Source organism: Brevibacillus massiliensis, assembly GCF_000311785.1.
Taxonomy (GTDB): Bacteria; Bacillota; Bacilli; order Brevibacillales; family Brevibacillaceae; genus Brevibacillus_C; species Brevibacillus_C massiliensis.
In genome coordinates this window covers 68706-82161 of sequence record NZ_HE978543.1, presented here as the reverse complement: position 1 = coordinate 82161, position 13456 = coordinate 68706, and the positions used below count along the sequence as shown (strand labels likewise).

The 13456-nt window shown below is 53.0% G+C and carries 11 protein-coding genes; 10 read left to right on the top strand and 1 reads right to left on the bottom strand.

What is annotated here, in order from left to right; all coding sequences use genetic code 11:
- Positions 1-43: 43 nt before the first annotated feature.
- From HGBM_RS17165 to HGBM_RS17135, 7 genes are all read left to right on the top strand, one after another.
- Positions 44-793 (top strand): creatininase family protein, encoded by a 750-nt coding sequence (locus HGBM_RS17165; protein ID WP_019122324.1) that lies wholly within the window; start codon positions 44-46, stop codon positions 791-793.
- 1 nt (position 794) lies between these two features.
- On the top strand, positions 795-2201 hold the full coding sequence (locus tag HGBM_RS17160; protein ID WP_019122323.1) for a hypothetical protein: 1407 nt from the start codon (positions 795-797) through the stop codon (positions 2199-2201).
- A gap of 119 nt (positions 2202-2320) precedes the next feature.
- Positions 2321-3031 carry an iron-containing redox enzyme family protein gene (locus HGBM_RS17155; RefSeq protein ID WP_019122322.1) on the top strand — a complete coding sequence of 237 codons (711 nt, stop codon included), beginning with the start codon at positions 2321-2323 and terminating at the stop codon, positions 3029-3031.
- 104 nt (positions 3032-3135) lie between these two features.
- Entirely contained in the window at positions 3136-4617 is a 1482-nt protein-coding gene (locus HGBM_RS17150) for an aldehyde dehydrogenase family protein (protein ID WP_019122321.1), read from the top strand.
- A gap of 27 nt (positions 4618-4644) precedes the next feature.
- The gene (locus HGBM_RS17145; protein ID WP_019122320.1) at positions 4645-5118 is read left to right on the top strand and encodes a GlcG/HbpS family heme-binding protein; all 474 of its coding nucleotides are present in this window, start codon (positions 4645-4647) and stop codon (positions 5116-5118) included.
- A 196-nt stretch (positions 5119-5314) separates the two neighbouring features.
- Positions 5315-5992: a GntR family transcriptional regulator gene (locus tag HGBM_RS17140; RefSeq protein WP_019122319.1), complete on the top strand. Its 678-nt coding sequence runs from the start codon at positions 5315-5317 to the stop codon at positions 5990-5992.
- A 46-nt stretch (positions 5993-6038) separates the two neighbouring features.
- Positions 6039-6338, top strand: a complete 300-nt coding sequence (locus HGBM_RS17135) for a hypothetical protein (protein WP_019122318.1) — start codon at positions 6039-6041, stop codon at positions 6336-6338.
- 254 nt (positions 6339-6592) lie between these two features.
- On the opposite strand, the gene HGBM_RS17130 is transcribed toward HGBM_RS17135, so the two are convergent.
- Positions 6593-6928: a 2Fe-2S iron-sulfur cluster-binding protein gene (locus HGBM_RS17130; protein ID WP_019122317.1), complete on the bottom strand. Its 336-nt coding sequence runs from the start codon at positions 6926-6928 to the stop codon at positions 6593-6595.
- Between the two features lie 128 nt (positions 6929-7056).
- On the opposite strand from HGBM_RS17130, the gene HGBM_RS17125 reads away from it, so the two are divergent.
- The 3 genes from HGBM_RS17125 (at position 7057) to HGBM_RS17115 (ending at position 13441) form a co-directional block, all read left to right on the top strand.
- Positions 7057-7863, top strand: coding sequence for an aspartate dehydrogenase (locus tag HGBM_RS17125; RefSeq protein ID WP_019122316.1), 807 nt, complete (start codon positions 7057-7059; stop codon positions 7861-7863).
- 471 nt (positions 7864-8334) lie between these two features.
- Positions 8335-12939 carry a glutamate synthase large subunit gene (gene gltB, locus HGBM_RS17120; RefSeq protein ID WP_019122315.1) on the top strand — a complete coding sequence of 1535 codons (4605 nt, stop codon included), beginning with the start codon at positions 8335-8337 and terminating at the stop codon, positions 12937-12939.
- Positions 12940-13066: 127 nt separating this feature from the next.
- Complete coding sequence (locus HGBM_RS17115) at positions 13067-13441, top strand: gamma-glutamylcyclotransferase family protein (protein ID WP_019122314.1); 375 nt, start codon at positions 13067-13069, stop codon at positions 13439-13441.
- The last annotated feature ends 15 nt before the right edge of the window (positions 13442-13456 follow it).

Here is a 13456-nt window from a genome sequence, read left to right as displayed (position 1 = left end):
GACCCATGACCTAAATAAATAAAGAGTAGAAGGGAGCCCGATTATGCCTGCATCCTATCTGTTAACTCAAATGACTTGGCCGGAGATAAAAGAGGCGCTGCAGACGGTGAAAATTGCCGTTATTCCGCTGGGCGCACATGAACAGCACGGGCCGCACATGGTCGAAAGCTGTGACGCCGTGCTTGCGGAGGAAATGGGCAAGCGGCTGACTGAAAGGCTTTTTCCTGAAGCGATCATGACTCCTACCATCAATATGGGGGTCTCTTCCCACCATCTTCATTTTCCGGGCACGATCTCCCTGGAGCCCTCAACATTAATTGCCCTCCTCCACGATATGATCAAATCGTTGAAGGGGCATGGAATCAAGAAATTTCTCGTATTAAATTCGCATGGAGGCAACCAAGCCACGCTTGGCGTAGCGGCTGATACACTTACGAGAGAACTTGGCGTTGATTTTTACTATGCCAAAACGACCGCCTCGGCAAAGGATGTGATGGATCGTCGCATTGAATCGAAGCTGTACGGCCACAGCTGTGATCGCGAGGTTTCCGAAGCGCTCTATCTGGCGCCCCAGTTGGTGCGTCAGGAAAAGCTGGCCAAGGGTGAGATTCAGGAGGGCGGAAGATGGCAGAAGCTGCGGCCGGGAAATCCGCTGCAAGGCTTTTATTACTATGAAGAAATGACGCTGAATGGAAACCTGGGGGATGCGAGGAAAGCCAGCCGCGAGATTGGGGAAGAGATCGTGGAAACAGCTCTTGAACGCTTGACCAAGGCCGTGAAAGACGTGTTGTAGTATGAGGCTGCCAACTTTATTTCTAACTGCTATCGTCGCCTATCTCTGTTCCGCGTTATACCCGAGCGTTTTGCTGGACTGGCTGATCGCCATTGTCAGCTTGCTCATTGTCTTTACGGTATTTCGGTTTGCCAAGCGATTTGTACAGGTCCTGGGCAGCCTGATGCTGGCTATCGGCATCGCGCTGCTGGTGCTCTACGGCGCTCCTTTGCCAAGCTACATACTCTGCTTTGGCAGGATGCTCAATATTTTGAGCTTATTTGCCTTCATACCGCTAATCGTGATTCCGATTGAGCTGGGGCGTTACGCGGTTCGTGTGCAGGCGATCATACAGCAGAACGTAAAGCATTCTGGCTTGCTGTATGCCATTACGTCGTTTATGGCGTTCATATCCAGTTCGTTTATGAATCTTGCCGCGCTTCCGATGGTGTACCAAACGATGCGTCCTTCCGTGGAGCTTTTTCCGATTAGCGAGAAGGAACGCTTTTTGAGCAGGTCCATTACGCATGGCTTCAGTATGCCGACCATGTGGACACCCGTGACGCCAATTGTGGGCATCGTTGTGGAGATGACCAGGGTGAAATGGAGCCATATTTTGCCGATCGTGATTCCCTTTAGTTTGCTGTGCGTTGTGGTGGACTGTCTGATGGCGTTTGCGGTAGCCAAACGCAGGCAAAAGCAGCTTGCTCAATCGCTGATCAGCGAAATGGCTGCAGCGCGTGAATGTACGGGAGCAGCCGAAGCGCGGCTGACAGCAGCAGAAAAGGCAGGTCATCCGGTTCAAATCCTGGCGGCGATATTGATTTTCAATGGGTTGATATCGGTATTGGAGAGCAGTGCCCACGTCGGTTTCCTGCTGGTGGTTACGTTGATCGTCATTCCCTACGCCTTTCTATGGTCCTTACTGCTCGGCCAAGGCAGAGCATTTATTCATTCGGCAAAAAAAAAGCTGCCGGAGCAGCTTCTTCATATGAAGGACCAGTTTTTTATCTTTTTGAGTGCGGGCTATATGATCTCGGCAGTCCAAAGCACCGGTGCCGGCCATGTCGTCAATGAATCGCTGGCTATGGTAAAAAATGCGGTGGGAGCGGATGTTTTTATTCTGTTGATTCCACTCATTCCATTTACGCTGGCTTTTCTCGGGCTGCAGCCTGCTGTTGCACTTGCGCTGACAGCTGAGTCGATGAACCCGCAAGCGCTGGGAGTATCCGTCGAATTAATGGCGATCGCGATGCTCACAGGTGCGGCATCAGCTTTCTTAATGGGACCGTATAATGCGACAGTAGCCATGATGGCAAGCCTGACGAAGAAGAGCTCTTATAAGCTGTCCCGTTGGAACGCCCCGTTTACGATGACGTTCCTGCTGATGTCCATGCTGTTGCTGATTATTTTGAAAATTATGGGTTGACAAACAAGTCCAACGAAGGGATAATAAGTTCAAATGAGTATTTGGTATACAATATACCTAATAGTTAAGAAGTGTGTTTGTCCCAAATCACTATCTTATTTTGAGAGGAGAGTTTTCAGATGACCCAAACCGCAACCAAAGCTACTTTGATGAACAAAGAGGAATTTCGTCACGCATTGGAACAGGCGATTGAAGGCAATGCGGTGGCCAAAGCGCCATTCACGACCATGTGGGCAAACGGTGAACTGAAGAAAGAGCATTTTGCCAGATGGGTGGAGCAGCATTACGCTTACGTCGGCCCGTTTGCGGAGTATTTGGCTTACGTGTATGCCAACTGTCCACATGAGGACGCAAGAGACTTTTTGCTTCAAAACATGTGGGAGGAAGAGCTTGGGGGCGACCGCCATACCGAACTTCTGATCCGGTTTGGGGAAGCTTGCGGCACAACGCGGGAGCGAATTGTTTCGATGAAGCATTTGCTGCCGGAAACGATCGGCTTGCAATCCTGGTGTTATCGAATGGCGTTCAGGGAAAATTTCTTGTACGCTACAGCGGCTCTTGTCGTCGGGTTAGAATCGCAAGTGCCTGCGATATACCGCAGACAGACGCCAACCCTTCGCGAGCATTACGGATTCACCGATGAGGAAGTGGAATTTTTCGATCTGCACATCGTATCCGACGAAATCCACGGCGAGCGCGGCTATCAAATCGTCTTGGAATATGCGAGAACACCGGAAGAGCAGCAGCGCTGCATCCAAATCGTTGAAGAAGCGACCAAGATGCGCAGAATGTACATCGCCGCCATTTCACGCGAATTTTGCGGGAAATAGCAAAGAGGATAATGGGCCGCGCAAAATCCATTCCCGGAAAACAGCTTCGCGGTCGCGAAATGGGTTTTGCCTAAACGTTGCCATTGCACGGAAAGGAGATTCACATGGCGGTTGAAATGGCAGTACAGACCTTCAAAAACTTGATTAACGGAGAATGGGTAGAGTCAGTAAGCAATGAGACCTTCGACAGCAGGAATCCGGCCCTTTCGACAGAGGTTGTCGCGCGTTTCCAGGCCTCCATAGAGGAGGATGTACTGCAGGCGATTGAAGCGGCACAGCAGGCCTTCTTGTCTTGGCGTGCTGTCCCGCCCAGCAAACGGGCGGCAATCCTGTACAAAGCGGCCGATTTGCTGGAAGCGGGCGTTGAGCAGTACGCGGCGGAATTGACCAGCGAGGAGGGCAAAACGCTGGCAAGCAGCCGGATGGAAGTGAAACGTTCCGTGCAGACGCTGCGCTATTACGCTTCGGAGGGGTTGAACGTCTCTGGCGTTACTTTGCCTTCGGACGACCCGACCGTCTTTGTTTACACGAAAAAAGAGCCGCTTGGTGTCGTGGCGGTCATCACGCCCTGGAACTTCCCGATTTCCATACCTGTACGCAAAATTGCGCCCGCTCTCGTGACGGGCAATACAGTGGTTTTCAAGCCGGCATTGGACACTCCGCTCATTGCTTACCGTTTGGTAGAAGCGCTGCACAATGGGGGTTTGCCGGCAGGCGTCATCAACTTTGTAACCGGTTCGGCCTCGAAAATCGGGAAACCGCTGATCACCCATCCGGCAGTCAAGGCGGTCACATTTACCGGCTCGACAGCGGCCGGAGAGCAAATCAGCCAATCCGTTCGCCTCTCCACCCGCGTTCAGCTTGAACTGGGCGGCAAAAACCCGCTGATTGTGTTGGAGGATGCCGATCTCGAGCAAGCGGCCGAGCTGGCGATTAAAGGCGGCTTCGAGCTGACAGGACAAGCTTGCACGGGAACGAGCAGAGTAATCGTAATGGATGAAGTGCACGATCGGTTCGTCGATGCGTTAATCGAGAAGACAAAAGCGCTGAAGGTCGGCAGCGGGTTGAGCGAAGGCGTTGAGATTGGTCCGCTGGCAAATGAGAGCCAATTGACAAACGTATTGTCGTACATCAAGCTCGGCATAGCGGAAGGTGCAAAGCTGGTTTTTGGCGGGGAGCGGCTCCTCGAAGGTGATTATGCGAACGGGTATTATGTAAGTCCGGCGATTTTTACCGAAGTAAGGCCTGGGATGCGCATTGCCCGGGAGGAAATTTTCGGCCCTGTGATTTCCGTCATTCGCGCGGGCGGCTGCCAAGAGGCGGTGGAGATTGCCAATGATGTTGATTTCGGATTATCCGCCGCGATCTGTACGGCTGATGCCAACCGGGTGCAATATTTTATTGACCACATTCAATCCGGAGTCGTAAAAGTAAATCGTCCGACAACGGGCAACGCGCTGAACGCCCCGTTTGGCGGCGTTAAGATGTCTAGCACGGCGACTTACCGGGAATCCGGGCGGGCAGCACTAGATTTTTACTTGCAGGAAAAAACCGTCTACTACGGGACGCAAAAAATCAATGCCTAATCAATGCTCAGATACGGAGGGCCTTCGATGAAATCGGTTCTAAGATTGGAATTGGAAGAAGCAAAAGCAATGATCGAAGCGGCAAAGAAAGCCGCTGAGAAACTTGGCGTGATGGAGACGATCTGTATCGTTGACGATGGCGGCTGCGTCATTGCGATGGAACGCATGAACGGCGCGCGCATTACAGGTCCGGAAATCGCGATGGCCAAAGCATTCACGGCAAGCGGGCATAAACGCTCGACCCATTTGTTCAATCAACCGGGTGGCCCGGCGACAACAACAGGCGAAGCATTCGGAATTCATGTGATGATGCCAGGCAAATTTGCGATATTCGTAGGCGGCTTCCCGATCGTCGTGAACGGCGAGGTCGTTGGCGGTGTCGGTGTCAGTGGCGGCAATGGCGAACAGGACACCGTGGTAGGAACAGCTGCGCTCAAAGCATTGCAGGAATACCTGGGCGACGCTTACGAAGTAATGACACAAGCAGATATCAAGAAATGAAGAAAAGGTACTGCCGGTTAGCATTGCGTTCGTCAGCCTGATATCCAGGAGAAAAGATAAGCATCACCCGGTTAGCAACAGTTGATGGAGCTCTTGTACTTGGCAGACCGTTCTCCTTCGGTACGACCTCCAGTACATTGATAGTTGTAAAATTATCGATTACACTAAGGAAAAACAACAATCGGAGGTATACCATATGCCGAAGACACCAATTATTTGGAAAGATGAAGAACTTAGTCCCATTCGCGATAAAGTGTATCAATATATTAAGCAGGCGATTATGCAAGGTGTCTATAAATCGGGAGAGCGAATCATTGAACGTGAGCTTGCAGATCAATTGAACGTAAGCCGGACGCCGATCCGGGAAGCCTTGTTCCGCCTGGAATCGCAGGGGTTTGTAAAAACGCTTCCACGAAAAGGGGTAGTCGTATCCAAACTCTCGCCGGAGGAAGTGATCGAGATTTTCACGATTTTGTCCGCACTGCAAAGTCTGGCGATGAAGCTGGCCGCGCAGAAGGCGACCGCCGCTCAGCGCGAGGAGCTTACACAGATTATTGAAGAAATCGATCACGCGCTGGCTCAGCCTAATTTTGAGCAGGAGCACTGGCATTTTCATTTTAGAATTAACGATGTCATATGCCAGGCGACACAGAGCCCCCGCCTGACACAGATGCTGGATGGATTGTCCGACTATATTCGCGCGTTTGTACATCTGGGCTACGAGCTGCCGGGCCGGATGCGCAAAGCGATGGAGGAGAATCGCGATCTGGCAAGAGCAGTGCGCGACGGTGAAGCGGAGTTGGCGGAATATTTCACGAAAATTCATGTGGAAAATGCGAAAAGGGCTTATTTGGAGGCCTTAAACAAAGAATAAACGGGGTATTGATGATCGTAAATTTCATGGGTGGAGGGGTTTATCGATGAGCGTTTACGTTTTAATGACGACAACCGAACGTTACCGCACCGTTACCGACAATCCCGATTTGGAGAAGATAGTTGATTACGAGTACCACTTCTTCGGGAAGAAGAAAACGACCTTCTCGGTATGCAAAATTAAAAACCCGGATACGAGAATTACCATTCAAGGCGTGGCAGAAGTATTTCCGGATAACAGCATCCCGCTGAAGGTGTTTCCGAAATTCGATTCTATCGAGGACATTGAGAAGGAAATCTATGAATTGGATAACGATGAGGAGAATAAAATCATCAAGGTGCAGTGAGCAGCGGTTTTCGGATAGGGCTGTGTGCAAGTCATCAAAGCTGGCTTGCGGCACAGCCTTTTTCAACGGGTTAAGCTTCGTCAGCCTCAACGGCAAACTTTCTTAGTCGGTTGAACAAGTGCTGATGGTTGCCCTCCGAGTGTCATTCACATGTTACGTTGTCCTTGCAGGCAAAAGAAAAGAGAGGCTCTCCTGGGCAGTCGAATCAGTAAATCTGCCTAGTGAGACAGCCTCTAAATTTTTGTATTTGCTGACTATTTTGCTGCATTGATTCGCCTTTCTGCGATTTTTTTCAGGCGTTCGAGATCTTCCTCGCCCCATGCCACGGTTACGTCCCCGGTAATGAAGGTTTGGCAGGCGAGCCGGTAGCCTTCCTTGATTTTTTCCTCTCCAAGTCTGTCTACTTCCTTCTTCATCACCTTACTGAGATTCTCATGACCTGCCACGATGCGTACTTTGCAGGTCCCACACAGACCTCCGCCGCATTTATAGGGGACAGAGCCTTCATATCGGATGGACGTTCTTAACAAATTCGCATCTTTATCAATTTCAATGATTTTACCCGAGGTTTGAAAAGTAACAGCTGGCATTAAGCATCCCTCCAGTTCGGTATAGGATAAATATACCACACTTCTTTGGTTTATGGTATACCAAATGCATAATTATTTTGGTATGATACTAGTATTGAATCTAATTACAGCCGACGGTGGAGGGGTTTATGTTAAAGGTTGGAATCATAGGATTTGGCACTATTGGTGAAGATGTGGCGGAAGCGATTAAACAAGGAAAGGCAGGAGCGGCAAAGCTGGTCTCCGTTTTGGTTCGGGATGTATCCAAATATGAGAGCGCGAAGGAAGATGCATCCGTGCTGACGGAGAAGGTGGAAGAATTCTTTGCACAGCGTCCGGATGTAGTCGTTGAGAGTGCCGGCCATGAGGCTGTCAGAAAATACGGGCCACTTGCGCTGACGCAGGGCGCCGATCTCATTGTGGTAAGTGTGGGGGCGTTTGCTGATGACCAACTGTTACATCAAATCAAAGCCAAGGCAGCGGAAAGCGGCCGCAAAGTCATCATTCCTTCGGCGGCTATAGGCGGATTGGACCGCATTGCTGCGGGTAGTGTAGGGGAAATGGACGAGGTCGCGCTTATTACCCGTAAGCCTCCTCAAGCCTGGTACGGTACGTTTATTGAGCAGCAAGTGGACCTCGCGGGATTGACGGAGCCTTATCTGGCGTTTGACGGCGTTGCCAGGGATTCGGCGCGGCAGTTTCCGGAGAGCGTCAATGTGTCGGCTGCGTTAAGCCTTGCCGGTATTGGCTTCGATAAGACAAAGGTCAAGGTATTGGTGGATCCAACGATCACACATAATACGCATGAGATCGTAGCAAGCGGGAGGTTTGGGAGAATTCAGCTGCAAATCCAGAACACTCCGTCTGCGAGAAACCCCAAGACAGGTTACATCGTAGCCATGAGCATAGTGAAAACGTTGCGTGACCGGACATCTTACCTTGTAATCGGTCATTAATCAATGATGGCGTCTTCGTCTTGAAGATTTTGAAAACAACGAAATGGCGGATTTTTCCTGTTAAAACCTCGCCGCGGCATCAGGGCGGCAAAAAAAGAAATAGCCATTCACAATAGACGGAGGCTGATCGTCTCACTTTGCATGAAGGATAAGGAAACCATTTCAAACATACAAGCTGACACCCAACTCTAACAGGTGTCAGCTTGTTTTTTTGCATCAACAGACAGGAAATCATAACCAATTGCATGGAAAAATTCGCCACACATCTCACAGTGAGATTGATTTTATCTCATTTATATATTGTTTGCATGAATCGGCTCATCTAAAATGAAACTATACCTTTTCGAAGCACGAACAAGAACTTTGCTTACCTTTTACCCTGCCATAGATATAGACGGAATATTCAGCTGACATTGCTGACCGAGGCAGGTTCGTTAATCAGGAAAACACATGGAGAAGGAGTGGATTGCCATGACGACGAAAGGATTGCCACAAAAACAGGGACTTTACGATCCGGCCTACGAACACGATGCCTGTGGAATAGGCTTTATTGCCAATCTAAAAGCGAAAGCGTCTCACAAAATCGTTGCGAGCGGGTTGGAGATACTTCGCCGCCTGGAACATCGCGGCGGCCAGGGAAGCGATCCCGAGACGGGAGACGGGGCCGGCATCATGACGCTGATCCCCCATAAACTGCTGCAAAAAGCGTGCAAGGAGTTGAAAATCCAGCTTCCGCCTGTGGGCAAATACGGCGTTGGCATGCTTTTCCTGCCGATGGATGAACAGCGCCGAACCGCCTATGAGCAGCAATTGGAGAAATGGATTCAGGCGGAAGGGCAGACTTTGCTCGGGTGGCGGACGGTGCCAACCGATCCGTCCAAGCTCGGCAAAACTGCTTTGGCCAGCCAGCCGTGCATTCGCCAAGTCTTCATCGGGGCCAGCGACGATCTGGAGGACGCGGACGCTTTTGAACGCAAGCTGTATATGATCCGCAAACAAATGGAACGTGCCGCCGGGGACGATTTTTATGCGGCATCTTTCTCCAGCCGCACCATCGTCTACAAGGGGCTATTGACCCCCGAGCAGTTGGATGCCTACTATCTGGACTTGCAGGACCCGGCCTATACGTCTACTTTCGCGATGGTCCATTCCCGCTACAGCACCAATACGTTTCCCACCTGGGAGCGGGCTCATCCCAATCGCTATCTGATTCACAACGGGGAGATCAACACCCTGCAGGGCAACATCAACTGGATGATGGCCCGGGAGAAGATGTTCCAATCGAAGGTGTTCGGGACGGAACTTGAAAAAGTGCTGCCGGTCATCGATCTGCAGGGCAGCGATTCAGCCATTTTGGACAATTGCGTCGAGTTCTTTACGCTGTCCGGCCGTTCCTTGCCGCATGTCGCGATGATGATGATCCCGGAACCGTGGGACCGGGACGAACAGATGGACGAAGCCAAAAAGGCGTTTTACGAATACCACAGCACCTTGATGGAGCCGTGGGACGGCCCGACCGCCATCGCCTTTACGGACGGCAGGCAGATCGGAGCCATCCTCGACCGCAATGGGCTGCGTCCCGCCAGATACTACCTAACCTCTGATGATACCATTATCTTCTCGTCTGAGGTAGGGGTCTTGGATATTCCAGAAGATAAAATCCTCCAGAAAGGCCGTCTCAGCCCAGGGCGGATGCTGCTCGTTGACCTGGACGAAGGGCGAATCGTCTCGGACGAAGAAATCAAGCGGCAGATTGCCACGGCACAGCCGTACCGGGACTGGGTAAGCGAGAACCTGCTCAGCCTGGACCAACTGCCGCAGGCAGCGCCGGAACAAGACCTGCAGGGCGAGGCACTGCTCGCACGGCAGAAGGCGTTTGGCTATACCCAGGAAGAAGTAAACAAGATCATCGGGCCAATGGTTTGGGAGCAAAAGGATCCGATCGGTTCCATGGGCATCGATATGCCGCTGGCCGTATTGTCTGATCGACCCAAGCTCTTGTACCACTACTTCAAGCAGTCGTTTGCGCAAGTGACCAATCCGCCGATTGACGCGATTCGCGAAGCGTGTGTCACATCGACGATCAGCTTCCTCGGGGCGGAAGGAAACCTGCTCGAACCCGGCGCCGCCAATTGCAGCCGGCTCCGGTTGGCTATGCCGCTGATCTCCAACGAAGAATTGGCCCGCTTGAGACAGAGTCCATATGAGCGATTCCAGGCGATCACCCTGCCGATGGTGTTTCCCGCAAACGGCAAGGCAGGAGCGCTTGAGCAGTCGCTTGACCAGCTGTTCGCAGCGGCAGATGAAGCGATTGCCTCGGGATACACGCTGTTGATCCTGTCTGATCGCGCAATGGACCAGGAGCGGGCGGCGATCCCGGCATTGCTGGCTGCAAGCGGACTGCATCACCACCTGGTTCGCACGGGAACCCGGACGAAGGCCAGCATTATCGTGGAGTCCGGCGAGCCGCGCGACGTACATCAATTTGCCATGCTGATCGGCTATGGAGCCGATGCCGTCAATCCTTATCTGGCGATCGACACCGTCCGTGAGCTTGTCCGGGAAAAATCCGACGGCGACCTCCGTATCGAAGATGCCATACGGGCTTACTTGCGAACTGCCGTTGAAGGCGTCGTCAAAGTGATGTCCAAGATGGGGATCTCCACCATCCAGAGTTACCGCGGGGCGCAAATTTTCGAATCGGTCGGGATAGCACCTGCGGTCATTGACCGTTATTTCACGCGGACGCCTGCCCCGATTGGCGGCATCACCCTCGACGTGATCGCGGAAGAGACCACGATGCGGCACGCGAAAGCGTTTTTGCCGGAACATCGGGAAGAGGCCCTGGAGCACGGCAGCGAGTTCCAATTCAGGCGGGACGGGGAGTTTCACCTGTTTAACCCGAAGACGGTACACGCGCTGCAGAAGGCCTGCCGGGAAGGGGATTACGAGCAGTATAAGCTGTATTCCGAGATGGTAAACGAACAGCAGCTCGTCTTTTTGCGCCATCTGCTCGATTTCCAACCAAACCGCAAACCGGTGCCGATCACCGAGGTCGAATCGGTCGATTCCATCGTCCGCCGCTTTAAAACGGGCGCGATGTCGTACGGTTCCCTCAGCAAGGAAGCGCACGAAACGCTCGCGATCGCCATGAACCGGCTGGGCGGCAAGAGCAACAGCGGCGAAGGGGGAGAGGATCCGCAGCGCTACATTACGGATGAAAACGGCGATCTCAGACGAAGCGCCATCAAGCAGGTGGCCTCGGGGCGCTTTGGCGTTTCCAGTCACTACCTGGTCAATGCGAATGAAATCCAGATCAAAATGGCGCAGGGGGCAAAACCGGGAGAGGGAGGCCAGCTTCCTGGAAACAAGGTATATCCCTGGATCGCCGAAGTGCGCGGCTCTACGCCGGGCGTGGGGCTGATCTCGCCGCCTCCGCACCACGACATTTACTCGATTGAAGACCTGGCTCAGCTGATCTTTGATTTGAAAAATGCCAACCCGCGCGCCCGCATCAGCGTCAAACTGGTGTCCAAAACAGGCGTAGGGACGATCGCTGCCGGCGTAGCCAAAGGCCTGGCCGACGTGATCGTGATCAGCGGACACGACGGGGGAACCGGCGCTTCGCCGAAGACCAGCATCAAGCATGCCGGCATGCCGTGGGAACTGGGTCTGGCTGAAACCCACCAGACGCTGATGCTCAACCAGCTGCGCGACCGGGTCGTGCTGGAAGCGGACGGCAAAATGATGACCGGCCGCGACGTAGTGATTGCCGCACTGCTCGGCGCCGAAGAATTCGGCTTTGCCACGGCGCCGCTGGTCTCCATCGGCTGTGTGATGGCCCGTGTTTGCCATCTGGATACCTGCCCCGTCGGAGTGGCCACGCAAAATCCGGACCTGCGCAAGAAGTTCAAGGGGGATCCCCAGCATACGGTCAACTTCATGCGCTTCGTGGCCCGCGAAGTACGCGAGATCATGGCTCAGCTCGGATTTCGCACGATGGAAGAAATGATCGGCCGAAGCGATGTGCTGAAGATGAGCGACAGGGCAAAAGGACATTGGAAAGCCAAACACGTAGACTTGACTCCGCTTCTGCATCAACCGGCAGTACCAGAGGAAACGGGAAGATTCCACCAGCGTTTCCAGGATCACAAATTGGAAAAAACGCTGGATCGCCAAAAGCTGGTGAACATTTGCCGATCGGCCATTGAGGGCCACGGAAAGGTGGATGCGACTCTGCCGATCCGAAACGCCGACCGGGTCACCGGGACGATCTTGGGCAGCGAGGTAACCAAACGCTTTGGCGAGCACGGAATGCCGGAAGATACGATCCAGCTTCGCTTCCAGGGGTCTGCCGGACAAAGCTTTGGAGCGTTTGTGCCGAGAGGCGTCACGCTGCGGCTGGAAGGGGATGCGAATGACTACGTAGGAAAAGGTCTGTCCGGCGGAAAAATGATCATCTATCCATCCGGGCGCAGCACTTTCGCACCGGAAGAGAACATCATCATCGGCAACGTCGCTTTTTATGGGGCAACAGCCGGCGAGGCGTACATCAACGGCATGGCCGGTGAGCGCTTCTGCGTCCGCAACAGCGGTGTGACGGCAGTAGTCGAGGGAGTCGGCGACCACGGCTGCGAGTACATGACGGGAGGTCGCGTCGTGATCCTCGGCCGGGTTGGCAAAAACTTCGCAGCGGGCATGTCTGGCGGCACCGCTTATGTACTGGTGGAGGATAAAGACGAGTTTTCGGCTCTGTACAATCGGGAAATGGTGCTGTTGGAGGGGCTGGAAGACAAGCGCGAGAGCAAAGAAGTGAAGCAGCTGATCGAGAAGCACCTCCAGTACACCGGCAGTCCATTGGCCGAAAAGCTGCTCGCCGAATGGGAACAGACGGTGACGAAATTCGTCAAAGTCATTCCGAAAGATTACAAGGAGATCATCCAAACCATTGAGGAATTGGAACAAATAGGGGTGAAGCGTCAGGAAGCCATCCTGATCGCCTTTGAGCGAAGCCAGAAAAAAGAGCAGGGGAAAACGGCGAAGAAAACGTCGCCAGAGAAAGTGGCCGCGCGGTAAGAACCAGAAACAAGGGCGGACCGGCAGAAATGAGAGTCAGGGCAACCGGCTCTCGCTTCGGCCGGTCTTTTCCTCTTGCCGCATTTGCGACTATAATGATCGATCATGGACAAAAAAGGTGAAGCGAATGATTTGGGTTTTTGTTTACGGAACTCTGCTGCCTGGAGAGTGCAATCACCACGTTGTAAAACCGTACCTCATCCAAACGGAACCGGGGCGGGTCCGAGGCCGACTCTACGACATTGGCGCATATCCCGCGCTCGTTTTGGATGAAACGGGTGACTGGGTGGAAGGAGAGTGGCATGGCATTTCTGCGGAGGGATTGAAGGACCTCGATGAGCTGGAAGGGTACTCGGGTGAAGGGCAGAGCAATGAGTACGACAGGGTATGGGTCGAAGATCGGGAAGCGAATCGGGCGGGCTGGGTCTACGTCTACGGCGATTCCCGGGGATATCCGCCGATCCCAGGGGGATCGTGGCGGCAATGGCGGAAGCGAACCTAAGGGTAGGCCTGCTGC